23 protein-coding genes are annotated in these 25,458 nt (G+C 69.6%); 15 read left to right on the top strand and 8 right to left on the bottom strand.

Annotated elements, in window-relative coordinates; genetic code table 11:
- Positions 1–44 precede the first annotated feature (44 nt).
- On the bottom strand, positions 45–1,136 hold the full coding sequence (locus tag AC3AGO_RS09520; protein ID WP_487819712.1) for an isoaspartyl peptidase/L-asparaginase family protein: 1,092 nt from the start codon (positions 1,134–1,136) through the stop codon (positions 45–47).
- 198 nt (positions 1,137–1,334) lie between these two features.
- Between AC3AGO_RS09520 and AC3AGO_RS09515 the strand changes: the two genes are divergently transcribed.
- Positions 1,335–2,996 carry an AMP-binding protein gene (locus AC3AGO_RS09515; protein WP_487819711.1) on the top strand — a complete coding sequence of 554 codons (1,662 nt, stop codon included), beginning with the start codon at positions 1,335–1,337 and terminating at the stop codon, positions 2,994–2,996.
- 22 nt (positions 2,997–3,018) lie between these two features.
- Here the strand turns inward: AC3AGO_RS09515 and AC3AGO_RS09510 are convergent, their stop codons facing one another.
- From AC3AGO_RS09510 to AC3AGO_RS09495, 4 genes are all read right to left on the bottom strand, one after another.
- On the bottom strand, positions 3,019–3,738 hold the full coding sequence (locus tag AC3AGO_RS09510; RefSeq protein WP_487819710.1) for a hypothetical protein: 720 nt from the start codon (positions 3,736–3,738) through the stop codon (positions 3,019–3,021).
- A gap of 251 nt (positions 3,739–3,989) precedes the next feature.
- A complete protein-coding gene (locus tag AC3AGO_RS09505; RefSeq protein ID WP_487824590.1) occupies positions 3,990–5,447 on the bottom strand; it encodes a catalase in 1,458 nt (485 codons plus the stop codon).
- A gap of 204 nt (positions 5,448–5,651) precedes the next feature.
- Entirely contained in the window at positions 5,652–6,647 is a 996-nt protein-coding gene (locus AC3AGO_RS09500; protein ID WP_487824589.1) for a 2-hydroxy-3-oxopropionate reductase, read from the bottom strand.
- Positions 6,648–6,650: 3 nt separating this feature from the next.
- On the bottom strand, positions 6,651–7,487 hold the full coding sequence (locus AC3AGO_RS09495) for a TIM barrel protein (RefSeq protein ID WP_487824588.1): 837 nt from the start codon (positions 7,485–7,487) through the stop codon (positions 6,651–6,653).
- 186 nt (positions 7,488–7,673) lie between these two features.
- Here AC3AGO_RS09495 and AC3AGO_RS09490 point away from each other — a divergent pair, with 186 nt between their 5' ends.
- The 9 genes from AC3AGO_RS09490 (at position 7,674) to AC3AGO_RS09450 (ending at position 17,183) form a co-directional block, all read left to right on the top strand.
- Positions 7,674–7,928: a YkoF family thiamine-binding protein gene (locus AC3AGO_RS09490; protein WP_487819709.1), complete on the top strand. Its 255-nt coding sequence runs from the start codon at positions 7,674–7,676 to the stop codon at positions 7,926–7,928.
- Positions 7,925–8,299 (top strand): helix-turn-helix domain-containing protein, encoded by a 375-nt coding sequence (locus tag AC3AGO_RS09485; protein WP_487819708.1) that lies wholly within the window; start codon positions 7,925–7,927, stop codon positions 8,297–8,299. The genes AC3AGO_RS09490 and AC3AGO_RS09485 overlap by 4 nt, the downstream gene beginning before the upstream one ends.
- Positions 8,300–8,490: 191 nt before the next feature.
- On the top strand, positions 8,491–10,272 hold the full coding sequence (gene gcl / locus AC3AGO_RS09480; protein ID WP_487819707.1) for a glyoxylate carboligase: 1,782 nt from the start codon (positions 8,491–8,493) through the stop codon (positions 10,270–10,272).
- Positions 10,273–10,514: 242 nt separating this feature from the next.
- Positions 10,515–11,033, top strand: a complete 519-nt coding sequence (uraD, locus tag AC3AGO_RS09475; protein ID WP_487819706.1) for a 2-oxo-4-hydroxy-4-carboxy-5-ureidoimidazoline decarboxylase — start codon at positions 10,515–10,517, stop codon at positions 11,031–11,033.
- Positions 11,030–11,446: a hydroxyisourate hydrolase gene (uraH, locus tag AC3AGO_RS09470; RefSeq protein WP_487819705.1), complete on the top strand. Its 417-nt coding sequence runs from the start codon at positions 11,030–11,032 to the stop codon at positions 11,444–11,446. The genes uraD and uraH overlap by 4 nt, the downstream gene beginning before the upstream one ends.
- 7 nt (positions 11,447–11,453) lie before the next feature.
- The gene (gene pucL, locus AC3AGO_RS09465) at positions 11,454–12,386 is read left to right on the top strand and encodes a factor-independent urate hydroxylase (protein ID WP_487819704.1); all 933 of its coding nucleotides are present in this window, start codon (positions 11,454–11,456) and stop codon (positions 12,384–12,386) included.
- Positions 12,387–12,472: 86 nt separating this feature from the next.
- Positions 12,473–13,960, top strand: coding sequence for a nucleobase:cation symporter-2 family protein (locus AC3AGO_RS09460; protein WP_487819703.1), 1,488 nt, complete (start codon positions 12,473–12,475; stop codon positions 13,958–13,960).
- A gap of 16 nt (positions 13,961–13,976) precedes the next feature.
- Positions 13,977–15,368: an 8-oxoguanine deaminase gene (locus AC3AGO_RS09455; protein ID WP_487819702.1), complete on the top strand. Its 1,392-nt coding sequence runs from the start codon at positions 13,977–13,979 to the stop codon at positions 15,366–15,368.
- Between the two features lie 303 nt (positions 15,369–15,671).
- Entirely contained in the window at positions 15,672–17,183 is a 1,512-nt protein-coding gene (locus AC3AGO_RS09450) for a nucleobase:cation symporter-2 family protein (protein ID WP_487819701.1), read from the top strand.
- A 66-nt stretch (positions 17,184–17,249) separates the two neighbouring features.
- Here the strand turns inward: AC3AGO_RS09450 and AC3AGO_RS09445 are convergent, their stop codons facing one another.
- Entirely contained in the window at positions 17,250–18,524 is a 1,275-nt protein-coding gene (locus AC3AGO_RS09445) for an exo-alpha-sialidase (protein ID WP_487819700.1), read from the bottom strand.
- Positions 18,525–18,806: 282 nt separating this feature from the next.
- On the opposite strand from AC3AGO_RS09445, the gene AC3AGO_RS09440 reads away from it, so the two are divergent.
- The 5 genes from AC3AGO_RS09440 (at position 18,807) to AC3AGO_RS09420 (ending at position 23,732) form a co-directional block, all read left to right on the top strand.
- Positions 18,807–19,277: a hypothetical protein gene (locus AC3AGO_RS09440; protein WP_487819699.1), complete on the top strand. Its 471-nt coding sequence runs from the start codon at positions 18,807–18,809 to the stop codon at positions 19,275–19,277.
- Positions 19,278–19,293: 16 nt separating this feature from the next.
- A complete protein-coding gene (locus tag AC3AGO_RS09435) occupies positions 19,294–21,453 on the top strand; it encodes a hypothetical protein (RefSeq protein WP_487819698.1) in 2,160 nt (719 codons plus the stop codon).
- The gene (locus AC3AGO_RS09430) at positions 21,450–21,989 is read left to right on the top strand and encodes a hypothetical protein (protein ID WP_487819697.1); all 540 of its coding nucleotides are present in this window, start codon (positions 21,450–21,452) and stop codon (positions 21,987–21,989) included. Before AC3AGO_RS09435 ends, AC3AGO_RS09430 begins: the two co-directional genes overlap by 4 nt.
- A gap of 157 nt (positions 21,990–22,146) precedes the next feature.
- Positions 22,147–22,947 carry an ABC transporter ATP-binding protein gene (locus AC3AGO_RS09425; protein WP_487819696.1) on the top strand — a complete coding sequence of 267 codons (801 nt, stop codon included), beginning with the start codon at positions 22,147–22,149 and terminating at the stop codon, positions 22,945–22,947.
- Positions 22,944–23,732, top strand: a complete 789-nt coding sequence (locus tag AC3AGO_RS09420; protein ID WP_487819695.1) for an ABC transporter permease — start codon at positions 22,944–22,946, stop codon at positions 23,730–23,732. Before AC3AGO_RS09425 ends, AC3AGO_RS09420 begins: the two co-directional genes overlap by 4 nt.
- A gap of 107 nt (positions 23,733–23,839) precedes the next feature.
- Here AC3AGO_RS09420 and AC3AGO_RS09415 read toward each other — a convergent pair whose 3' ends face one another.
- Both AC3AGO_RS09415 and AC3AGO_RS09410 read right to left on the bottom strand, forming a co-directional pair.
- Positions 23,840–24,067 (bottom strand): hypothetical protein, encoded by a 228-nt coding sequence (locus AC3AGO_RS09415; protein ID WP_487819694.1) that lies wholly within the window; start codon positions 24,065–24,067, stop codon positions 23,840–23,842.
- A 148-nt stretch (positions 24,068–24,215) separates the two neighbouring features.
- Positions 24,216–25,406, bottom strand: a complete 1,191-nt coding sequence (locus AC3AGO_RS09410) for a polyprenyl synthetase family protein (protein ID WP_487819693.1) — start codon at positions 25,404–25,406, stop codon at positions 24,216–24,218.
- Positions 25,407–25,458: the final 52 nt, after the last annotated feature.

Here is a 25,458-nt window from a genome sequence, read left to right as displayed (position 1 = left end):
ACCGGCAGCCGCCCGGCCCCGTTTCCCTGCGTACGGGCCCCGGTTCAGACGCCGGGCGGCGTCTCGTCCGGGAAGATCTTCGTGACGAGCTTGCCGTCCTCCGTGAGGTAGCCGTGCAGCATCCCCTGGCTGCTGTGCGGCGCGTCGAAGTCGCCCTGCGGGCCGAGCGCGATGACGCCGCCGTCGCCGCCGAGCTTCGGCAGCCGCTTGATCAGCACCTCGTACGAGGCGGAGGCGACGTCCTTGCCGCCGAACTCGACCAGGTGGGAGATGGTGGAGGTCGCGGCGCCGCGCAGGAAGACCTCGCCGGCGCCGGTCGCGCTGGCGGCGACGGTCTTGTTGTCCGCGTACGTGCCGGCGCCGATGACGGGGGAGTCGCCGACGCGCCCCGCCATCTTGTTCGTCAGACCGCCGGTGGAGGTGGCCGCCGCCAGGTCCTTCTTCCCGTCGATCGCGACGGCGCCGACCGTGCCCTTGGTGGAGTTCCCGTCGCCGTCCTTCGCCGACTTGCCCTTGGCGGCCATCAGTTCGTCCCAGCGCTTCTGCGTCCAGTAGTAGTCCTGGGTGACGGTCGGCAGGCCCTCGCGTGCGGCGAAGCGGTCGGCGCCCTCGCCCTGCAGCATCACGTGCTTCGTGTCGTCCATGACCTTGCGGGCTGCCGAGACGGGGTTCTTGACGCTGCGGACGCCCGTGACGGCGCCGGCCTTCAGATCGGAGCCGCGCATGACGGACGCGTCCAGTTCGTGCCCGGCGTCCTCGGTGAACACCGCGCCCTTCCCGGCGTTGAACAGCGGGTTGTCCTCCAGCCTGTTGACGGCGGCCTCGGTCGCGTCGGTGCTGCTGCCGCCCCCCTTCAGCACTTTCTGCCCCGCGCGCAGCGCCTCGGTCAGCCCGTCGCGGTAGGCCTTCTCCTGTGCGGGCGTCGTCTTGTCCCGGTCCAGCGCGGTGCCCGCGCCGCCGTGTACGGCGAGCACCACGCCGTGCGCGTCCGGTTTGCCCTTGCCGGGGTGCGCGGCGGTCCTGTCGCCGGCCGCGGCGGCGCCGTCGCCGTCCGGCAGCACGGCGAACGTGGCGACGGCGAGGGTGGCGGCGGCCGCCATGACGGGGATCAGCCGGCGTCTCGTACGTATGCGCATGAGTCCTCCTGAAACCGGAAGCGTGACCCGCGGCAGACTAGACCTGTTGATCAGTACGCGACAGATCGCCAAGGGGTGTGCCGGACGTGCCGGCGGAAGTCCTGCCGTACGGGGGGACGTTCCCGGGATGTGGTGTCACGATGTGCCGGAGCGCCCAGGTCACTGAGGTCGCGAGGTCACCGAGGAGGACGAGGACAGATGACGGCCACCGAAGCCTTCCGGGCCGCCCGGGACACCCTGCTGCGGCACCGCACCGACTACGACGCGGCACGCGCCGCGTTCAGCTGGCCGCGGCCGGAGCACTTCAACTGGGCGCTGGACTGGTTCGACCACATCGCCAAGGGCAACGACCGTACGGCTCTGCACATCGTCGAGGAGGACGGCACCGAGATCCGCATCAGCTTCGACCAGATGCGGCGCCGTTCCGCGCAGGTCGCCAACTGGCTGCGGGCGCAGGGCGTCCAGGCCGGCGACCATCTGATGCTGATGCTCGGCAACCAGGCCGAGCTGTGGGAGACGCTGCTCGCCGCGATGAAGCTGCGCGCCGTCGTGATCCCGGCGACGCCGCTGCTGGGCGCCGCCGATCTGCGCGACAGGGTGGAGCGCGGCACCGTGCGGCACGTGGTCGTACGGCGGGCCGACACCGGCAAGTTCGAGGACGTGCCGGGCAGTTACACGCGCATCGCCGTCGGCGGCGACGAGGTGCCGGGCTGGCAGGCGTACGAGGACGCGTACGGGCAGGAGTCCGGCTTCGAGCCGGACGGGCCGACGCGGGCCGCCGACCCGATGCTGCTGTACTTCACCTCGGGGACGACGGCGCAGCCCAAGCTCGTGGAGCACACGCACAGTTCGTACCCGGTGGGCCATCTGGCGACGATGTACTGGATCGGGCTGCGGCCCGGCGATGTGCATCTGAACATCTCCTCGCCGGGCTGGGCGAAGCACGCCTGGTCGAACTTCTTCGCCCCGTGGAACGCGGAGGCGACCATCTTCATCCACAACTACGCGCGCTTCGACGCGTCGCGACTGCTGTCCGAGATGGACCGGGTCGGCGTCACCAGCTTCTGCGCGCCGCCGACGGTGTGGCGGATGCTCATCCAGGCCGACCTGACGGCGCTGCGCACGGTGCCGCGCGAGGTGGTCGCCGCGGGGGAGCCGCTGAACCCGGAGGTCATCGAGCGGGTGCGGCGCGACTGGGGCGTCACCATCCGGGACGGCTTCGGGCAGACGGAGACGGCCGTGCAGGTCGCCAACTGCCCCGGCCAGGAAGTGCGTCCGGGGTCCATGGGCCGTCCCACCCCCGGCTTCGACGTGACGCTGCTCGACCCGGTGACGGGCGCGCCGGACGCCGAGGAGGGCGAGATCAGCGTGGTGCTGGCGGGGAAGCCCGCCGGGGTGATGACGGGCTACCGGGGCGACGAGGAGCGTACGGACGCCGTGATGCACGGCGGTTACTACCGGACGGGCGACATCGGGGCGCGGGACGCGGACGGGTACATCACGTACGTCGGCCGGTCCGACGATGTCTTCAAGGCCTCCGACTACAAGATCTCTCCGTTCGAGCTGGAGAGCGCGCTGCTGGAGCACGAGGCGGTGGCGGAGGCCGCGGTGGTGCCCTCACCGGACTCCGTACGGCTGGCGGTGCCGAAGGCGTACGTGGTGCTCAGCTCCGGCTGGGAGCCGGGCGAGGACACCGCGAAGGCGATCTTCGCGCACTCGCGGGCGGTGCTGTCCCCGTACAAGCGGGTGCGGGTGCTGGAGTTCGCCGAGCTGCCGAAGACCGTCTCCGGGAAGATCCGCCGCGTCGAGCTGCGCGCCCACGCGGCGGACACCCCGGGCGAGGAGTACCGCGAGGGCTGAACGACCCCCGGACGCCACGGACTTACGTGCGCAGGAGTTCGTCCGCGGGGTCGTTGACGGGCTGGGGCGTTCCCGTGAGGTCGAGGACGAAGAGCGGGACGCCCAGCTCGTCGGCGCGGTTGCGGGCCTCTCGGGCGTAGCCGGCGAGGGAGAAACACACGGCGACGGCGCCCTCGTTGAGCCCGTTCAGCCACAGCGTCTCGATGTCGCGCAGCGGGGTCGGGCTGGTCGTCGGGTCGACGTGGCCGACGATGCCCGGGCCCCGCACGTCGACGCCGGACGCGGGGCGCTTGTCCGTCATGCGCACCTCGGGGAAGCCGAGCCAGCGCAGGTACTGCGCGGCGGCCGTCCTGGCGTCCTGTGCCGTACGGATGGTGACGGGCCGGAACGCGGGCCGCGGCTTCGGCGGCAGCAGGGGACGCACGGCGGCGGGCTGCTCCGGTACGGGGGCCGTGGTCTGGCCTTCGGGGACGGTGAACCGGGCCTGGTCGACGGGCAGTTGGAGCGTCACGCCGCAGCCGCAGCCCAGCTCGGGGCGCGGCCACTGTTCCTCGTCGCCGCAGGCCGCGCACTGCACGGTCACCCAGGAGCCGGCCCATGTGCGGTGCTCCACGGGTACGGGGGCGCCGTCGCGGCGCAGGGGCAGGGTGACGGGGGCGCCGCAGGCGCAGGGGTAGGAGGGCGGGGTGTAGGTGTGCTCGCGGCGGCATACGGGGCAGCGCAAGGGCACGCTCTCTGCCATCGCTTCGGCTCCAGGGGCTTGACGAGATGTCGGACCGGTCCGCTCATATCGTCCCTGACGGGCGCGGATTGCAGAAGCGGAACCCGGCGACAACCCGGCCGGAATCGCCCTCGGCGGACACGACTGTGTCCCCGCACCGGCGACCACCCCTCATCATTCGGGCCGCCGGTACGGGGACGCGCGATGGGCCGACCTCCCAATCGGGCCCGCCGCGCCGTCTGTTGGGCCGCCGTGTCGCGGCCGGTGCGGCCCTACGCGTCGCGGAGCTCGCGCACGGCCTTCTCGACACGCTTGCCGTAGTCCTGGTCGGCGGCGTGGAAGTGGGCGAGGTTCTTCTCGACCACGTCGTCGCGGCTGACCTGCGAGAGGCCGCCCGCGATATTGGCCACCAGGCGCTTCTTCTCCTCCTCGGACATCAGCCGGAACAGCTCACCGGCCTGGAAGAAGTCGTCGTCCTTGGTGTGCTGCGGCGCCTCGTGCGTGCCGGTGTGACCGTTGACGGGCCGCGGTGCGGAGAGCGCCGCACTCGTTTCGGCGGGGCCGTCGTACGAGTTGGGCTCGTAGTTCTTGGCATACCGGTCGTAGGAGTTGGACGCCATCAGACCGTCGCGGCCGTAGTTGCGCGCGGTCGTCGCCTTCGGCGCGTTGACGGCCAGCTGGGTGTGGTTGACGCCCAGCCGGTAGCGGTGCGCGTCCGCGTAGGCGAACAGCCGGCCCTGGAGCATCTTGTCCGGCGAGGGACCGATGCCGGGCACGAAGTTGTTCGGTGAGAAGGCGGACTGCTCGACCTCGGCGAACACGTTGTCCGGGTTGCGGTCCAGCACGAGACGGCCGACGCGCTGCAGCGGGTAGTCCTTGTGCGGCCACACCTTGGTGAGGTCGAAGGGGTTGAAGCGGTAGTCCTCCGCCTCGGCCGCGGGCATGACCTGCACGTACAGCGTCCAGGACGGGTACACGCCGCGCTCGATGGACTGGAGCAGGTCCGTCTGGTGGCTGTTGGGGTCCTCGCCGGCCGTCTTGGCGCCCTGTTCGGCGTCGAGGCAGCGGATGCCCTGGTTGGTCTTGAAGTGGTACTTGACGAAGAAGGCCTCGCCCTCGGCGTTCGTCCACTGGTAGGTGTGCGAGCCGTAGCCGTTCATGTGCCGGTAGGACGCGGGGATGCCGCGGTCACCCATCAGCCAGGTCACCTGGTGGGTGGCCTCCGGCGCGTGCGCCCAGAAGTCCCAGACGTTGTCCGGCTCCTGCTTGCCCGTGAACGGGTCGCGCTTCTGCGAGTGGATGAAGTCCGGGAACTTCAGCGGGTCCTTGATGAAGAACACCGGGGTGTTGTTGCCGACGAGGTCGTAATTGCCCTCCTCGGTGTAGAACTTCAGCGCGAACCCGCGGGGGTCGCGGGCGGCGTCGGGGCCGCCGAGGTTGTCCGCCACGGTGGAGAAGCGGATGAACGTCTCGGTGCGGCGGCCGACTTCGCCGAGGAAGTGGGCCTGGGTGTAGTCGGTGACGTCGTCGGTCACCTCGAAGTAGCCGTAGGCGCCCGAGCCGCGGGCGTGCACCACTCGCTCCGGGATGCGCTCGCGGTTGAAGCGCGCGAGCTTCTCCAGCAGGTGCTGGTCCTGGAGGAGCAGGGGACCGCCGGCGCCGGCGGACTGGGAGTTCTGGTTGTCGGCGACCGGGGCGCCCGACTCGGTGGTCAGCGTGGGCTTCGACATGGTGACCTGGGTGACCTTTCGTGCGAGCCATACGGAAGGCAGTTTCCGCATGTTGGAGCCTAGGGACGCCCACATGGGGCGTCAACACTTTGTTGAAAGTGGGTTCCGGGCAGCGGGACGCCTGGGCGCGACAGGACAGGTGTCAGCGCCCCGCCGCCCGGAAGTCTGCGGGCCCGCGGGTGAGAGCCGGAGAGGAGCGTGCGGTCAGTCGGCCTCGACGCCCGAGAGCCGGCGCACCGAGCGCACCAGCGCGGAGTGGTCCAGGCCGCCGTCGCCCTGCTGACGCAGCGCGCTGACGAGCTGGGCGACGAGCGCGCCGGCCGGTACGGCGGCGCCCACGTTGCGGGCGGCGTCGGTGACGATGCCCATGTCCTTGTGGTGCAGGTCGATCTTGAAGCCGGGCTGGAAGTTGCCCGCGAGGATGTTGTCCTTCTTGCGGGCCAGCACGGTCGAGCCGGCCAGGCCGCCGCCGAGCACCTCCAGCGCCGCGGGCAGGTCGGCGCCGGACTTCTCCAGGAAGACCACGGCCTCCGCGAGGGCCTCGATGTGCACCGCCACCATCAGCTGGTTGGCTGCCTTCACCGTCTGGCCCGCGCCGTGCGGACCGCACAGCACGATGGTCTTGCCGAGCGCCTCCAGGACGGGCTTCGCCTCGTCGAAGACCTCCTGCTCACCGCCGACCATGATGGACAGCACGCCCTCCACGGCACCGGCCTCGCCGCCGGAGACCGGGGCGTCCAGGACCTTCACGCCCTTCTTCCGGGCGGCCTCGGCCACGTCCACGGAGGTCTGCGGGGTGATGGAGGACATGTCGATGATCAGGCCGCCGGGCCGGATGTGGTCGAGCACGCCGTCCGCGCCGAGCACGACCTCCTCCACCTGCGGGGAGGCGGGGACCATGGTGATCACGACATCGGCGTCCTTGACGGCCTCCGTGATCGAACCGGCGCCCTTGCCGCCGTCCTTGGCGAAGGCCTCGGCCTTCGACTGGTCGCGGTTGAAGGCGGTCACGTCATAGCCGGCCTTGAGGAGGTTGCGGGCCATGGGGGCGCCCATGATGCCGAGGCCGATGAAGGCGACCTTGGCGCTGTCCGGGGTGTAGCTCATGGTTGCGTTGCCTTTCGGTTCCGAAGTCCGCCCCGTCCGGGTCCTGTTGGGCGCTTTCCACGCCCTGACGGACGGGCTGGGGAGAGGGGACAGGGCTCAGGCCTTGCGCAGCGGCTGGGGCAGCCAGCCGAAGCTGCCGGCGCTCGGCGCGTCGCCGGGCTTGTACTCCAGGCCGATCCATCCCCCGTAACCGGCCTTCTTCAGCCGGCCCAGCAGGTCTGTGAAGTTCAGTTCGCCGGTGCCGGGGGCGCCGCGCCCCGGGTTGTCGGCGATCTGCACGTGTGCGGTCTTGTCCGCGTACGCGTCGATGACCTGGTGCAGATCCTCGCCGTTCATCGACAGGTGGTAAAGATCCATCAGGAACTTGGCGTTGCCCAGCCCGGTGGCCGCGTTCACCCTGTCCACGATCTCGACGGCCTTCGGCGCGCTGACGATCGGGCAGTGGGGGGACTCGGGTGCGTTCAGGGCCTCGATGAGCAGGACGGCGCCGATGCGGTCGGCCGCGCGGGCCGCCAGGACGAGGTTCTCCAGGGCGAGTTCGTCCTGCTCCTCGGGGGTGGCACCGTCGACCCGGTTGCCGTACAGCGCGTTGAGCGCCGTGCAGCCGAGGGACCGGGCGAAGTCCGCGCACACGTCGATGTTCCGGCGGAACTTCTCGGACTCCTCGCCCGGAACGGACAGGGCGCCGCGGTCGGGGCCGGGGAGCCGGCCCGCGTAGAAGTTCAGGCCGGTCAGCTGTACGCCGGCGTCCTTGATCGCGTCGCGCAGCGCGTCGAGTTCGGACTGCTCGGGTACGGGTGCGTCGATCCAGGGCCACCACAGCTCGATCGCGGAGAATCCGGCCGCCGCCGCGGCGGCGGGGCGCTCCAGGAGCGGCAGTTCGGTGAAGAGGATCGAGCAGTTGACGGTGAACCGGTGGTCAGTGCTGCCGATTTCGGCGAGGGGGGCCACGAGATCGCGCTCCCTTCCGTATAGCGGAAGTAAGTTTCTACGTGATGGAAGAGTGCTACCGCTCCACGGGGGCTGTCAAGGTCTGCCGAGCGGTTTTCCGCAGATGCCCCGGTTCCGCCCGCCGCGAAGGCATGGGTGCGGCGCCGGCACACCGAGTACGTTGGCCGCGTGAGATTGCGAGTTGAGTTCACGACAGAACCTTTCGACCTCGATGAACCCCCGGAGCATGCCCTGGTCGCCCGGCAGGTCGTCCAGGGGGCCGGGCTGGACGACGTCGATGTCGGTCCGTTCGGCAACACGGCGGAGGGCGTGGCCGACGACGTACTCACGGCGGTGGACAGCCTGTTGCGAAAATCCCTGGCGGCCGGGGCGACCCGGGTCTCGTTGCAGATCAACGTCACCGGGGAGGACGACCGCGAATGACTGACACCACCGATCACCCCTTCGTCGCCGCCGTGAAGCCGCTCGTGGACGCCATGGGCGGCGAGATGGTCGCGCCGCGCGAGGCGCAGGGCGACGACGTGGTCCTCGCCTGGGAGGGCGAGGACGTGGTGGCCGTACGGCTGCCGCACCTGTCCGACTCGCTCGATCACATCCTGGCCGAACTCCAGCGGCGGCACGGCATGCCACTGTCCGAGCTCGACCGCAGGACGAAGCAGTCCGTCGTCCGGATCCTGGAGACGCGCGGCGCGTTCTCCGTGCGGCACGGCGTGGAGACGGTGGCCGCGGCGCTCGGCGTCTCCCGCTTTACCGTTTACAACTATCTGAACCGCGAAAACGCGAAGGGCGGCTAGCCGCCTGCTGCGCAGTTCCCCGCGCCCCTGAGGGGCAAAAAGGGCGCCCTGGCCTGAAGGCCAGGGCGCCCTTTTTGCGTGCCCGGCTCTTGACGCCCCTGCGGGGCGCCCTTATGTTGCATTCCATATCGCAGAACATGACTTTCACATCGTGGAAAACACAGAGACGCCCGCAGGGACAGGAGTACGCGATGCCTCGAATGACAGCCGCCCGCGCGGCCGTTGAGATCCTCAAGCGCGAAGGCGTGACCGAAGCGTTCGGCGTGCCGGGTGCGGCGATCAACCCGTTCTACGCGGCGCTGAAGGCCGCCGGGGGGATCGGCCACACCCTCGCCCGGCACGTGGAGGGCGCCTCCCACATGGCCGAGGGCTACACCCGCGCCAAGCCGGGCAACATCGGTGTGTGCGTGGGCACTTCGGGTCCCGCGGGTACCGACATGATCACCGGGCTGTACTCCGCGATCGGTGACTCCATCCCGATCCTGTGCATCACGGGGCAGGCGCCCGTCGCGGTGATCGAGAAGGAGGACTTCCAGGCGGTGGACATCACCGCCATCGCCTCGCCGGTCACCAAGAAGGCCACCACCGTCAAGGAGGCGGCGCAGGTCCCCGGCGTCCTCCAGGAGGCCTTCCACCTGATGCGTTCGGGCCGTCCGGGCCCCGTCCTGGTCGACCTGCCGATCGATGTGCAGCTCACCGAGATCGACTTCGACCCCGAGCTGTACGAGCCGCTGCCCGTGCACCGCTCCCTCGCCACCCGCCGGCAGGTGGAGCGCGCGGTCGAGATGCTGAACGCGTCCGAGCGCCCGGTCATCGTCGCCGGCGGCGGCATCATCAACGCCGACGCCTCCGACCTGCTGGTCGAGTTCGCCGAGCTGACCGGTACGCCGGTCGTCCCGACCCTGATGGGCTGGGGCACGCTGCCCGACGACCACGAGCTGAACGCCGGCATGGTCGGTCTGCAGACCTCGCACCGCTACGGCAACGAGAACTTCCTCGCCTCGGACTTCGTCCTCGGCATCGGCAACCGCTGGGCCAACCGGCACACCGGCAAGCTGGACAAGTACACCGAGGGCCGGACCTTCGTCCACGTGGACATCGAGCCCACCCAGCTCGGCAAGATCTTCGCGCCGGATCTGGGCATCGCCTCGGACGCGAAGGCCGCGCTGGAGCTGTTCGTCGAGGTCGCGCGGGAGCTGAAGGTCGCGGGTGAACTCCCGGACCGCGGCGAGTGGGTGGCCTCCACGCACGAGCGCCGGGCCACGCTGCAGCGCCGTACGCACTTCGACAATGTGCCGATCAAGCCGCAGCGCGTGTACGAGGAGATGAACCGCACCTTCGGCCGGGACGCCGTGTACGTGACGACGATCGGCCTCTCGCAGATCGCCGGCGCCCAGATGCTGCACGTCTACAAGCCGCGGCACTGGATCAACTGCGGTCAGGCCGGCCCGCTGGGCTGGACTGTCCCCGCCGCGCTGGGAGTCGCGACCGCCGACCCGGAGGCCGAGGTCGTGGCGCTGTCCGGCGACTACGACTTCCAGTTCATGATCGAGGAGCTGGCCGTCGGGGCCCAGCACAACATCCCGTACGTGCACGTGCTGGTGAACAACTCGTACCTGGGCCTGATCCGTCAGGCGCAGCGCAACCTCGACATCGACTTCCAGGTGAACCTGGAGTTCGAGAACATCAACTCGCCCGAGCTGGGCGTCTACGGCGTCGACCACGTCAAGGTCGTCGAGGGCCTGGGCTGCAAGGCGATCCGGGTCACCGACCCCGGCAAGCTGGGCGAGGCCTTCGAGGAGGCCAGGAAGCTGGCGGCGGAGCACCGGGTGCCGGTGGTCGTCGAGGCGATCCTGGAGCGCATCACCAACATCTCGATGAGCGGCAGCGACATCGCCTCCGTCAACGAGTTCGAGGAGATCGCCACCGAGCCCGGACACGCCCCCACGGCCATCCGTCCGCTGTCTGTCTGACCCTCCGCGGAGCCCCGTCGAGGGGCTCCTCTCCCGGGTGCGACACCCGGTGCCACACCCGGTGTGACACCCGTCGGCGTGCCCCGTCCCGGCCGGTCCGCGTGCCGTCCGGGACGGTGGCGCGCCCGCGTGTTACCACCGGGTTATTTCCGTTAATGGACCTTCAACAAACTGTTGACTCAGGGTTCTTCGGGGGCTTAGCTATTCCCAGCCCGAACAGCACCACGGCCACGGAGGTCCTCGTGACTTCGCCCAACGCATCAGGTCTGACCTGGTTCAACTCAGCCGGGGAGAGCGACGCTCGCACGGCGCTCACCGAGGTCTGCGCCTCACGGACGTGGGGGAGCAAGCTGCTCGCACAGCGTCCGTACGCCACCGCGGAGGACCTGTACGCGGCGAGCGACGCGGCCATGGCCGAGCTCACCGCGGAGGACCTGGACGAGGCCATGGCGGGACACCCGCCGATCGGCCGGCCGAAGCCCGGGGACCCCACCTCCTCCCGCGAACAGCGGGGGATGGGGGACGCCTCCGAGGAGCTCAAGGAGGAGATGCTCGAACTGAACCTGGCCTACCAGGAGAAGTTCGGACACGTCTTCCTGATCTGCGCCACGGGCCTGAGCGGGGAACAGATGCGGGACGCGGTACGCACCCGCATCGCCAACTCCCCCGAGCGGGAACGGGAGAACGTCCGCAGTGAGCTCGTGAAGATCAACCGCATCCGCCTGAACCGCCTCGCGGAAGAAGGAGCACGTACAGCATGAGCACCGAACACGCCGGCAAGACCTCGGTGTCCACGCACATCCTGGACACCAGCATCGGCCGCCCCGCGGCAGGCGTCGCCGTGCAGCTGTCCGTGCGTGCGGCCGGCGGTGCCGACTGGGCCGCGCACGGCGCGTCGAAGACCGACGACGACGGGCGCTGCAAGGACCTTCCGGTCCTGCCGGAAGGAACGACGCACGTACGGCTCCGCTTCGAGACGGAACCGTACTTCTTGAGCGAACACAGCCTGAGCAACGACAGCCAAGCCGAGGAACAGCAGGACGCCCCCCGCGCAAGGGACAGCGGTGTCTTCTTCCCCGAGGTGACTCTCACGTTCGCGGTCACTCCGGGTGAGCACTACCACGTACCGCTGCTGCTCAACCCGTACGGCTACTCCGTGTACCGAGGGAGCTGACACCCACATGCCCACGATTCTCGGCCAGAACCAGTACGGCAAGGCGGAAAACCGCGTCGTCAAGATCGAGCGGGACGGCGACACCCACCACATCAAGGACCTCAACGTCTCGGTCTCCCTCCAGGGCGACCTCGACGAGGTGCACTACTCCGGGTCGAACGCCAACGTCCTGCCGACTGACACCACGAAGAACACCGTGTTCGCCTTCGCCAAGGAACACGGCATCCAGTCCGCCGAGCAGTTCGGCATCCTGCTGGCCCGGCACTTCGTCGAGAGCTGCGAGCCCATCAAGACGGCCCGCATCCGCGTCGAGGAGTACGGCTGGGAGCGCATCGGCACCTCCGAGGCCAACTCGAAGTTCATCGGGGCCGACGACGTCCAGCACTCCTTCGTCCGCACGGGCCAGGAGACACGCACCGCCCAGATCACCTACGACGGCGAGAACTTCGAGGTCCTCAGCGGCCTCAAGGGCCTCACCGTCATGAACTCCACCAACTCGGAGTTCTGGGGCTACATCAAGGACAAGTACACGACCCTGCGCGAGGACTACGACCGCATCCTGGCCACCGAAGTGACCTCCGTGTGGCGGCACAACTGGGACTGCGACGAGAAGCGGCAGCCCAACTGGGAGAAGTCGTACGAGCAGACGAAGAAGCACATGCTGCACGCCTTCGCCGAGACCTACTCGCTCTCCCTCCAGCAGACGCTGTACCAAATGGGCTCGCGCATCATCAACTCGCGCGCCGAGGTGGACGAGATCCGCTTCTCGATGCCGAACAAGCACCACTTCAAGGTCGACTTGGAGCCCTTCGGCATGAAGAACGAGGCAGCCGACGGCGCCGTCTACTACGCGGCCGACCGCCCGTACGGCCTCATCGAGGCCACAGTTCTGCGGGACGGCGTCCAGGCGCGGATACCGGTTGACATGACCAACCTCTGATCGCGGGATCGTCACGTCCCCGGGGAGCCCGAGAACCCTGAGAAAGCCGGGCACCCCGGGGACGTGGCATACCGGAGGGATCGACGATGGCAAAGCCTGCAACGACGGAGGCCGACGGCCAAGGCCCTGAGGACTCCAGCACCGCACCTCGCACGTCCCCGTCCGACGGGACAGTCGAAGACTGTCACCCCGTGGACGAGAAGCTCCCCCTCAAACAGCTCGTCCCCGCCGCGCTCCAGCACATCGCCGCGATGTACGCCGGAGTCGTCGCCCCGCCGCTGATCATCGGCCCGGCCTGCGGCCTCAGCATGGCGGGACAGACCGCACTCATCGCCGCCAGCCTGCTGATCGCCGGCTGCGCGACGCTGCTCCAGACGCTCGGCATCGGCAAGTGGGTCGGAAACCGGCTCCCGTTCGTCAATGCCGCCTCCTCCGCGGGCATCGGACCGATGCTCGCCATCGCCGAGGGCGCACACCCCGACCACAAGATCGAGACCGTGCTCGGCGCGGTCATGGTCGCCGGTGTGTTCTGCCTCGCCGTCGGTCCCTTCTTCGGCAAACTCATGCGGTTCTTCCCGCACTTGGTGACCGGCGTCGTCATCACCCTGATCGGCGTCACGCTGATGTCGGTGCCCGTCGAATGGGCCCGCGGCGGCGACGTCAAGGCACCCGACTTCGGTGCGCCCTCCAACCTCGCGCTGGCCGCCTTCACCCTCGTCGTCATCGTCACCATGCAGCGGCTGTTCACCGGCTTCCTCAAGCAGGTGGCCCTGCTCGCCGGCATGCTCCTCGGCACGCTCGCGGCGCTGCCGTTCGGCATGCTCGACGCCACCCGCTTCGAGACGGCGCCCGCCTTCTCGCTGCCCACGCCCTTCCAGTTCGGCGTGCCCGAGTTCCAGCCCGCCGCCATCGTCTCGATGATCATCGTGATGCTGGTGCTGATGACCGAGAGCTCGGCCGGCATGCTCGCCATCGGCGAGATCTGCGACCGGCCGGCCGACGGCTCCACTATCAACCGCGGTCTGCGCACCGACGGCATCGCCACTCTCTTCGGCTCGATGTTCGGCTCCTGCGCCACCAGCGCCTTCGCCCAGAACGTCGGCGTCGTCTCACTCACCAAGGTGCGCAGCCGGTACGTGGTCGCCGCCGCCGGCGGAGTCCTGGTCGTCCTCGGCCTGTTCCCCGTACTCGGCGCGGTCGTCTCCCTCGTGCCCTTCCCGGTGCTCGGCGGCGCCGGCATCGCACTCTTCGGCACCATCTCCGTGAGCGGCATCCGTACGCTCGCGAAGGTCGACCTCGGCGAGGGCTCCAACATCGTCATCGTCGCGGTCTCCCTCGGCATGGGCCTCATACCCGTCGTGGCCAAGGACTTCTACGCCGAATTCCCCTCCTGGGTACAGACCATCCTGGGGACCGGCGTCAGCGCGGGCGCGTTGACCGCCGTCGTGCTCAACATCTGCTTCCATCATCTCGGCACCCGGAGCACCAAGAACGGCGGAGCGGTCCTGTCAGCCGCCCCGGCCGGCTCCGGCACTCAAATCTCCCAGGGCCATGCCGTGCCCACCCCCGAGTGAGTAACGAGGAAAACCCATGACAGACGCAGCAGTTCGCACCGAGCGCACAGTCATCGAGAACTGTGCCGTGGCCACCGTGGACGCACAGGACACGGAGTACACAGGCGGGCACATCGTGGTGGCCGGGAACCGCATCGAATCCCTCGGTGCGGGCCCCGCGCCCGCCGGGCTCGACAACGTCGTGCGGCGCGTCGACGGCACAGGGCACCTGGCCACACCCGGCCTGGTCAACACGCATCACCACTTCTACCAGTGGCTGACGCGCGGACTCGCCCAGGACTCCAACCTGTTCGACTGGCTGGTGGCGCTCTACCCCGTGTGGGCGCGCATCGACGAGGATATGGTGTACGCGGCGGCCCGCGGCTCCCTCGGCATGATGGTCCGCGGCGGTGTCACCACCGCCATGGACCACCACTACGTCTTCCCGCGCGGCACGGGAGACCTGCTGGGCGCCGAGATCAGGGCGGCGCGCGAACTCGGCGTACGGTTCAGCCCCACCCGCGGCTCCATGGACCGCGGCACCTCGGACGGCGGGCTGCCGCCGGACTTCGCCGTCGAGACCACCGAGGACGCGCTCACCGCGACCGAGGAGGCCATCGACACGTACCACGACGCGTCGTACGGCTCGATGCTGCGGATCGGCGTCGCGCCCTGCTCGCCGTTCTCCGTCAGCACCGAACTCCTCAAGCAGGCCGCCGAGTTGGCGCGCCGCAAGGGCGTACGGCTGCACACCCACGGCTCGGAGACCGTCGAGGAGGAGGCCTTCTGCAAGGAACTCTTCGGCATGGGCCCCACGGACTACTTGGAGTCCACGGGCTGGCTCGGCGACGACGTGTGGATGGCGCACTGCGTCCACATGAACGACTCCGACATCGCCGCCTTCGCCCGCACCGGCACCGGCGTCGCCCACTGCCCCTCCTCCAACGCCCGCCTGGGCGCCGGGATCGCACGCGTTCCCGACATGCTCGCGGCCGGCGTACCGGTCGGCCTCGGCGTGGACGGCACGGCGTCCAACGAGTCCGGCGAGCTGCACACCGAACTGCGCAACTCGCTGCTCGTGAACCGGCTCGGCCCGCACCGGGAGAAGGCGCTCACGGCACGGCAGGCACTGCGCCTCGGCACCCACGGAGGCGCACAGGTCCTGGGCCGCGGGCAGGAGACGGGCTCGCTGGAGGCGGGGAAGCTCGCCGACGTCGTGCTGTGGAAGCTCGACGGCATCGGCCACTCCTCCATCACCGACCCGGTCGCCGCCCTCGTGCTCGGCGCGGCGGCGCCCGTCGCCCTGTCGCTCGTCAACGGCCGCCCCGTGGTCGAGGACGGGCACCTCACGACCGCCGACGAGGACGGCATCGCGCGCGGCGCGCGCGATCAGGCACAGCGGCTCGCCCGCATCGCCGCCGACAGCTGACGCCCCTCGGGCCGCCGCCCCGCCACGGGGCGCCGGACGGCCGAACGGGCTGAGGCGACGCGGCAGTTCACAGACTCCGGCCGGGAGGGACGGCTCCCGGCCGGGGCCCCAGCAGCCGAGCGGGATGCTGGGGCGCCGCTCCCGGGGGCACGGCCCATGCCGCACCCCCGGGAGCGGTCCCGCGCAGATCCGGCGCACGGCTCCGTACCCGGTACGGCTGCTCTTCCGCACCCCCCCCCCCACGCACCACCTCCCTGAAGCGCGTGCCAACGACGGCACTGGAAAACGACAGGAGGAACCGCTGTGGCCTCAAAGCCCAGGTTCGTCTCGCAAGGAGAACCACCGGACGACGGCAGCAACCCCGACACCCCGGACACCGGGGAAGGGGCCGACGGCGCCACGCAGGACGGCGTCCGTACGGAGAAGCACCCCGTCGACCAGTCACTGCCGGCGGGGAAGCTCGCCACCACCGGACTTCAGCACGTCGCCGCCATGTACGCGGGAGTCGTCGCACCGCCGCTGGTGATCGGCGCGGCAGTCGGACTGTCCGTCAAGGAACTCACGTTCCTCACGGGCGCCTCGCTGTTCATGGCCGGCATCGCGACGCTGCTGCAGACCCTCGGCGTGTGGAGGATCGGCGCACGGCTGCCGTTCGTCAACGGCGTCACCTTCGCCTCCGTGGCGCCCATGCTCGCCATCAACAAGTCGGAGGGGCCCGAGGACGCGCTCCCCGTCATCTTCGGCGCGACCATCATCGCCGCCGCGCTCGGCTTCCTCGTCGCGCCGGTGTTCAGCAAACTGGTGCGGTTCTTCCCGCCGGTCGTCACCGGTACGGTCATCACCCTCATCGGCATCTCCCTGATGCCCGTCGCCTTCAACTGGGCGCAGGGCGGCGACGCGAAGGCACCCGACTTCGGCGCCGGCAAGAACATCGCGATGGCGGCCGTCACCCTCGTCATCGTGCTGATACTGCGCCGCTTCACGACCGGCTTCATGAAGCAGATCGCGGTCCTGCTGGGTCTGGTCATCGGCACGCTCATCGCGATACCCGTCGGCATCACGGACTTCTCCGCGCTGCGGCAGGCCGACGTCGTCGGCTTCCCCGAGCCGTTCCACTTCGGGGCGCCGCAGTTCGCGCTGCCCGCGATCATCTCCATGTGCATCGTGATGCTCGTGTCGATGACCGAGTCGACAGCCGACATGCTGGCGCTCGGCGAGATCGTCGAGAAGCCGTCGGGGGAGAAGACCATCGCGGCGGGCCTGCGCGCCGACACGCTCGGCTCGTTCGTCAGCCCGTTCTTCAACGGCTTCATGTGCAGCGCCTTCGCGCAGAACATCGGGCTGGTCGCGATGACCAGGATCCGCAGCCGGTTCGTGGTCGCGGCGGGCGGCGGCATCCTCATCCTGATGGGCCTCTGCCCCGTCGCCGCCGCACTGATCGCCACCGTGCCGCAGCCCGTACTGGGCGGCGCGGGCATCGTCCTGTTCGGCTCCGTCGCCGCGAGCGGCATCCAGACGCTGGTGAAGTCCGGCATCGACCGCGACAACAACGTGCTCATCATCGCTGTGTCGCTCGCCGTCGGCATCATCCCGATCACCGCGCCGGAGTTCTACCACGCCTTCCCGGACAGCGCGAAGATCATCCTGGACTCGGGGATCTCCACGGGCTGTGTGACGGCGATCGTGCTGAACCTGCTCTTCAATCACATCGGCAAGTCGCATCGCGAGGACGACGAGGTCACGTCGCCCATGGAACCGGGAGGTGAAATCCCGCACCAGCGCGATGAGTCGAGCCCCGCGATCGGCACCCACTGATTTACGCCCAGGGTGGTGCGTCGTGACGTTCGTTCAACGAACGTCACGACGCACCACACCCTTTGATTAAGCGGGACCGGACGCGTAGAACGGCTTACAGGCCCCGTCCACGGTGTCCGTAGCCACCTCCAGCACGCTCTTCCCGTCCTTGCCGGGCAGCAGCGCGCTGCTGTAGTTGGCGCAGGAGTCCTCCTTGCCGGAGTTCACCCGCACCGGCGCGCGCTTCGGCTGCCACGCGCCCTCTCCGCCCTTGCTGTTGGTCCAGAACGTGCGCTCGCCGCCCGGGTTCGGCTTGCCGTTCCGGTCGCGCGTCACCTGCCCGATGAGCATCAGCTTGCCCTGCGGGTTGCCGGCCTCGGGGGCCCACGCCAGCGTCGGCGCGTGGGCGAAGTAGTGGCCGTCGGCGGTCTCCGGACGGGTCCCCAGGTCCGACGGCTTGCCCCAGTTCCAGCCGTCGCGGGACGTACGGGTGTGCACGACGCAGGCGTACTTCCCGCCGGGCGTGCAGATCTCGTACACCATCACGTACTTGCCGTCGGGCAGCTTCCGCACCACGGGCATCCCCGGCCGGTCCGGCTCCTGGGTGCTCTCGACGGTGGCGTGCCGCCCGTTCCAGCTCTTGCCGTCCGAGGTGCGTACGGCCATCAGCTTCTGGCTGTGCTTCGGGTCGGTCTCGTCCGAGTAGTGGCACACGAGGTTGCCCTGCGCGTCGACCGAGAACTCCGGCTCCCACAGGCCCTCTTCGCTCCCCGCGGTCGCGGCGGTCGACAGATAGGACCAGTTGCGCCCGTGGTCGGTGCTCTTGAAGACGCGGATCGACATCTTGCGGGGCTTCTCGGTCTGGCCCGGCGAGTCCGCCCACAGCAGCGTGCCCGCGGGCATGTCACCGATCTGCTTCGGCAGTTCGTACAGCGTGGTGCAGCACTGGCCCTTGCCGCCGGCGCCCTTGGGGTCGGCGACGTTCCCGATCTCCTTGAACGTCTTCCCGTTGTCGGTGCTCTCGTGGATGACGCCGACGCCGTCCTTCCCCCGGAAGGTGACGTTCGAGGCCAGGATGCGGCCGTTGGCGTCGCCGCTGTGCTGCAGCCGGACGGCCCGCGGGTAGAGCCCTGATTCCTTCTGCAACGGCTTGCGTGCCGGCGCGGCCGCCGCCTTGCCCTCCAGGCCCTTCAGCGGTTCGGCGGCGGTGGACACGGAGCCTCCGTTCCCCTGTCCGCCGTCCTTGCCGTCCCCGCCGACGACAGTCTGTGTGACCACCACCGCCAGCAGGACACACAGGAGGGACGAGCCGAGTATCACCAGCAGTCTGCGCCGGCCCAAAGGCGCGCGTACGAAGGGCATGAACTCCCCCAGCGGTCGAAGATCGTTGTTCACGCCACGCTGTCACAAGGCACTGTGCAGCAGCGAAGTGCGGGGGCGACGGTGACAGGACCGGCACCACGGTGACACGACAGGGACACGGTCACAGGGCTGCCGTCTCTTCGGGCGGGTGCGGGAGTGGACGGTCACGATCCGGTCACCGCCCGGGAGTTCACCCGGTGCCTTCCCGCCCCCTGGGTACTCTTCAGCCACAGGAATGAGCACGGCGCTTCACAGAATGTTCGCCATGATCCGGGGGATGACATGGGGTTTCCTGACGACGGTCGTGCCGCGGCGGACGGCGGGTCCGGCGCGACGCGGATGCGGTTGAACCAGCTGGCCGACCCGGGCGGCGGTGGCGGCAACGGCTCCGGCGGCGGCAACGGCAACGGCGATCTGGTCGTCCACGACGACCAGTTGGGCGCACTGGGCAACATGGCGCACGGCCTCCGCGAACGGCTCTCCACCGTCGGCGACCACGCCCGGCAGAACACCTTCGACGCCTCCGTCGAGCTGTTCAACGACGGCCTCGACGCCGGCTCGGCACTCACCGAACTGCACGACGCCTGGAACACCAAGCTGGGGACGCTCAAGGAGGCGTGCGCCCACATCTCCAACCACCTCGACTACACCCGCGGCGCACACGCCAAGGACGAGGCCAAGGTCGTGACGGGGATGCGGAACGCGCAGGGCGAGGCGATGACCGTCTCGCGCATCAACGACTACCTCAAGTGACACACGGGGGCTTGACGTGGTGACGTATCAGCAGCTCAACGACCTCCGGCTGGGAAAGCTGAGGGAAGCCGTCGCCGACTGGAAGTGGATGGCCGAGAAGCTGGGAAAACTGGCCGACGGCGGTGACGGCGACGCCAGTTCGGCGGATCTCGACAGCAAGGCCAAGTCGGCCGACTGGGCGGGGAAGAACGCCACCGTCACGAAGGAATTCGTGACGAAGACGGCGAGCGAGTTCAAGGACACCCACGCCGCCGCCAAGAACATCCACACCATTCTCGACGGCGCGCACACGAAGCTACAGAAACACAAGCAGGATCTGCGTGACGTCGTCGACAGGGCGCCGAAGAACATCCATGTGGACGCCAAGGGCGTCGTCCGCGCCCGGGAAGGCGCCGACCCGCAGCCGAAACAGCCCGAAATCGACGCGGTCGTCGCCGATCTGGAAGCCGTCCTCAAGGCCGCGGCGGAGACCGACAGCACCGCGGCGGGCGCGCTCAGATTCTTCGCCGCCGACAAGTACGATTTCAACGCCACCGGCTTCTCCAGTTTCGACGCCGCGCAGAAGTCCATCAAGGACTCCAACGAAGCCGTGGAGCTGGCCAGAAAGGACCCGGCCAAGCTCACCAACACGGAACTCAACAGGCTGAACACCCTGTTGAAGGAGAACGGCAGTGAGCCCGTCTTCGCCGAGCGCGTCGCCACGACCCTCGGCCCGGAACGCACCATGAAGTTCTTCGCCGGCGCCGTCGACATGGAGGCGTGGCGGGCCGGCGCCGGCAGCCGCGGCCAGGGCACCGAAGCGGAGCGGATGAAGCTGCTCGGCACCCTGGAGAAGGAGCTCGGCGGCACCCTGGGCACGGCGTCCCGTTCGGAGTCCACGGCGATGGACAGCTGGAAGGACCGCGCGGTCGACCTCGGCCCGCAGACCGTCGGCGGCACCGAGCACCACAAGAACATCCGCGGCTTCCAGGTGATGAGCAACCTGATGCGGCACGGCAAGTACGAGGGCGGGTTCCTGAACGACTACGGGGACGCGCTCGTGAAGTACGAGAAGGAGAACACCGGCGACGTACGGGACCCGGGCCCCGGCGGCCAGGAGCGGAAGAACGTACTGCCCTGGGACAAGATGCCCTCGTACTCCAAGGCGGGACCGCTGCACCCCGGCGACGACAACGACGCCGGCACCGACCCCATGACGGGCTTCATGCAGGGCCTCTCGCACAACCCGGACGCGGCGACGGACTTCTTCAGCACGAAGGAGCCGCAGGACAACTCCCAGTGGGTGCTCAAGGACCGGCCCGCGTTCAACGACGTCGTCGCGGACGGCTACGGCGAATCCCGCGACGACTACAAGGGTCCGAAAGCGGTCTACGAGGCGACCGGCGACGCGCTGGTCGCGGGCGCCACGGGGCAGGACCCGGACAACCCGCAGCCGAACCCGCCGGAGCACACCGCTGCGCAGCGCGCCGTCCTGGAGAACTCCCTCGCGCATCTGTCCGCGCGCGGCGACAACTTCCCCGGCGAGATGCGCGACGACATGGCCAAGGTCCTCATCAGCCACGGCGACACCGTCCACCAGACGATGGGCGGCGCCGGCGGCGACAGGCCGCTCGACGAGCAGCAGCTCATGGAGGTCTCCAAGCAGGTCTCCCGCGACCAGAACGCGTACGGCATGCTCAACGAAGGCATGAACTACGCCATGGTCAAGGACTTCCACACCGAGACGGCCAACCCGGAGGACAGCCTCGACCGCGCGGGACGCACGGTCGGCTTCCTCGAGGAGGCCCGCTACCAGGCCATCGGCGACAAGACCGGAGCCGAACTGGAGGACCTGGGCTGGAAGAAGAACTGGACGTACCACGGCCTGGGCACGGCGGCGAGCTTCATTCCCGGAGTGGGCGGCATCGTCGACCGGGGCGCCTTCATGGTCACCACGGACTGGCAGGAGAACGAGACGCACCGCATCAACGACGCGGCGACGTCCGACAACCAGGAGACCTACCGGCAGCGCAAGAGCCACCTCGACTCGCTGGCCGACCGCTGGTACGAGGTCAACTCCCGCTGGGCGCAAGGAGAAACCGGATACTCCCGCGACCAGGGCGTCTACTCCAAGATCGAGGCGTCCGCGAACGACGGGAACCACAAGGCCGAGGGCATCGCGGGGGACAAGGAATGAGGACCGCGCTCCGGCGAGCCGGACTGCCCGCCGTCGTCGCCGTCCTGGCGGCGACGGCCGTCGGCTGCGGCGGTGACGGCCGCGAATACGCCGTCCCGAAGTCCGTCTGCGGCATGCCGGTGGCGGAGAGCGCCGTCGCCCCGCTGCTGCCCGACGGCGAACAGCTGCGCCAGACCGGCGAAACGCCGCCCGCCCGGCGCGCGGAATGCAAAGTGAGCGTGGACGACACGGCGGCGCTGTTCCTCACGTTCACCGGGACGGATGAGAAAGCCGCCGATCCCATGTCGCGGGACGTGAGCTACCAGTTCACGCACCGCGAGAAAATGACGGACCTCCCCTTCCCGGGCAAGGGCGCTCTCGGCGACAAGAGCGCCCTGGTCACCACCCCCTGCGGCGGCAAGGGCCCCGCGAACCTCATCGTCGAGGTCTCGGTCGACGACAGCGTCACCGAAGACGTCCCCCAACGCCGCGCCGACATCCAGAAGTTCACCACGCAATACACAAAAGCAGCCCGCCAGAAACTCGCCTGCGACTGACCCGGCAGAACAGCCGCCAATTCACCGGAGTGGCGGCGGTCGGAGTGACAGGTGTGGGGAGCGCGGGGTTTTGCCTGGGTGGTTGGGGTTACGCCAGGTGATAACTTCCTTACCCTGAGTGTCAATTAGTGCCGGGGTTCGAGGAGCGAGGGGTGTGATGGGTGACTGCGTGCCGGAGGTGATGCCCGCCGTCGCCGCGTACGGGCTGCGTGTGCAGCGCGGGGCGTGGGCGGTGTTGCGGGAGGTGACGTTCACCGTCCCGCCGGGGAGCATCGCCGGACTGGTGGGCCCCTCGGGGTGCGGGAAGACCACGCTGATGCGGACGTTGGTGGGGAGTCAGCCGATGTCCGGGGGACACGCGCAGGTGCTCGGGCGGCCGGCCGGTGACGCGGCGCTGAGTTCACGGGTCGGGTACGTGACGCAGGCGCCGTCCGTGTACCGGGATCTGACGGTGCTGCAGAACCTCCGCTACTTCGCCTCGGCGCTCGAACTCACCGGCTGGCGCAAGGAGAGCGCCGTCGTACGGGTCATCGACGACGTCGGGCTCGCGGGGTGCGCGGACCGGCCCGTGGGGCGGTTGTCGGGCGGCCAGTATTCGCGGGTGTCGCTGGCCGTGGCGCTGCTCGGCGATCCGGATCTGCTGGTGATGGACGAGCCGACGGTCGGGCTCGACCCGCTCGTACGGCGGGAGATCTGGGCCGTGTTCCGCCGGCTCGCGGACGCCGGCACCACGCTGATGGTGTCCAGCCATGTGATGGACGAGGCGGACCGCTGCGATCAGTTGCTGCTGATGCGCGAGGGGCGGCTGCTGGCGGCGTCCGGCCGGCGCGAACTGCTGGCGCGCACCGGCGCGGTGGATGTCGAGACGGCGTTCCTCCAGCTCGTCGACGAGGCGGCGGGCGGCATGGAGAAGGGCGGCAAGGAGATGGTGCCGGGAGCCCGTGAGGTGATCACATGAGCGAGCTGACGTACGACCGGCTCCACCCCGCGAAGGCGCTGCGGCGCCGGCTGCCGTTCTCCCCGGCCATCACCGTGGCCACGACGCAGCGGATTCTCCAGCAGCTCGTACGGGACCCGGGGAGCATCGCGCTGATGCTCGGCATCCCGTGCATGCTGTTCGCGATCCTGAAGGCCATCTTCCATTCCGACCCGGCGGCGTTCTCCCGGGTGGGCCCGCAGATGTTCGGGGTCTTCCCGCTGATCGTGATGTATCTGGTGGCCTCCGTCTCGACGCTGCGCGAGCGCATCACGGGGACGGCGGAGCGGCTGCTGACGCTCACGGTCCGCAGGATGGATCTGATCCTCGGCTACACGGGCGCGTTCGGCGCGGTCGCCGTGGTGCAGGCCGTGCTGTCCACGCTGCTCGCGCTCGGGCCGCTCGATCTGCGGGTGCAGGGCCCGAGTTGGCTGCTGATGCTCGTCGCCGTGCTGGGCGCGCTGCTGGGCGTGGCGCTGGGGCTGCTGGTGAGCGCGTTCGCCCGGAACGAGTTCCAGGCCGTGCAGTTCCTGCCCGTTGCCGTGCTGCCGCAGTTCCTGATGTGCGGGCTGTTCGTGCCGCGGGACGACATGCAGGGCCTGTTCACGCTGCTGTCGAAGGTGATGCCGATGACGTACGCGGTGCAGGCCGCCGACGAGGTGGCCCACCGGGAGGGCATCACCGGCGTGTTCGTACGGGACGTCGCGGTGATCGCGGCCAGCATCGTGCTGGTCCTCGGCCTCAGCGCCCGCACCCTGCGACGCTGACGGACCGCTGACAGACGCCAGAGACGACAGAAGCGGCGGGAGGGGCGGACACGATGTCCGCCCCTCCCGTCATGCTCCGCCGTCTGTCCGGTGAGGAACCGGTGTGCTCAGAAGCCGCCCTGCATGCCTCCCGAGATGTAGCCGAACGGGGTCTGGAAGGCGCCCGATCCGCCGCCCGTGGCGTACGGCTGGCTGCCGTACTGCGGACTGCCGGGCGGTACGGGGTGCGCGCTGGCCGACGAGAAGGCCGCACCCGTCATGAGCAGGGCCGCGGCCGCGGCCGAGACGGTGGCGGTACGCAGGGCGCTGCGCGCCGACGCGGGGCTGAATGCCATGGTTCCTCCTGATAACAGTGATGAGTTGCTTACGAGTTGGTTTCTACCGGTTCAAATCGAAGGGGAGGCGCGGCGCGAGGGCAAGCACGTCGCGTCCGACCCGGCCCCTTCCACCTGAACGGCGGAGCGCCGCCCCCGGGCGTCCGGCTCAGTGGTCGCGGCGCGTCATCCGCGCCGCGATCGCGGCGAGTTGGGCCCGTACGGCAGGGTCCGGGTCCGCGCGGTCGAGGCAGCGCAGCGCCGTGTCCCGCTGGAGGGTGATCTCCTCCTGGGTGCGCCGGCGCCCGCCCAGCCGCTCGATCAGCTCGGCCACGGCGGGGAGTTCGTCGTCCGTGAACGGCTCGGGCCGCTGGTACAGCTCGTGCAGCCGCCGGCCCTCGGGGCCCGGATCGGACAGCGCGGTCAGCACGGGAAGCGATTTCTTCCGGGAGCGCAGGTCCGAGCCGACGGGTTTGCCGCTGCGTTCGCTGTCGCCCCACACGCCGAGCAGGTCGTCCACGCACTGGAAGGCCACGCCCAGATGCCGCCCGAAGTCCCGCAGCGCGCCCGCCCGTTCGGGCCCCGCACCGCCCAGTACGGCACCGGCCGCGCACGCGCCGCCCATCAGCGCGCCGGTCTTCCCGTCGGCCATCGTCAGATACTCCTCGACGGTGACCGCGCGCCGCGCCTCGAAGGCGATGTCCTGGCTCTGCCCCTCCAGCAGCCGGGTCAGTACGGCCGACAGTTCGGCGACGGCGGGCGCCCGTACGCAGACGGGCAGAGCGGCGAACGAGGCGACGGCGCGCACGAGGAGCGCGTCGCCCGCGAGCACCGCGGCGGGCACCCCGAAGACGGTCCAGGCGGCAGGACGGTGCCGGCGCAACGGGTCGCCGTCCATCACATCGTCGTGCAGGAGGGAGAAGTCGTGCACCAACTCGGCTGCCACGGCGGCCGGTACGGCGTCCCGCGCGGGAGCGCCGACAGCAGCGGCTGCGAGCAGCGCGAGCGCGGGGCGTACGGCCTTGCCGCCGCGCTCGGGCCGGTCCTGGGGGAGCGGGCTGCCGTCCGCCTCGCACCAGCCGCGGTGGTAGCCGACGAGCCGGCGTTCGGGTTCGGGAAGGGCGCCGACGGCTTCCCGGAGCACGGGCCCGACCAGGCCCCGGACCCACTCCAGCGCGCTGTCGACGGGGTACGTGGCGAGCTCGTGGCCCGTGGGCCGTGCGCCGTCCGTGCCGTCGGCGTCATGGGTGTCGTGCGTGTCGTACAGCAGGGCGCCGTCCTCCTCAGCGGTCGTGCCGCGGCGGGGAAGCCATGGCAGTGAACGTGTGAGAACGACATTCCGGGCAGCGGGCACCGACACGGAGGACGCGCGCCGTGTTCGTTCACCGTTCCCTCGAACGTGGGAGGTTCGC

The sequence above is a fragment of the Streptomyces sp. BL1 genome (assembly GCF_057628045.1).
The sequence above is the reverse complement of the archived record's forward strand: the minus strand, read 5'-3'. Positions and strand labels throughout refer to the sequence as shown.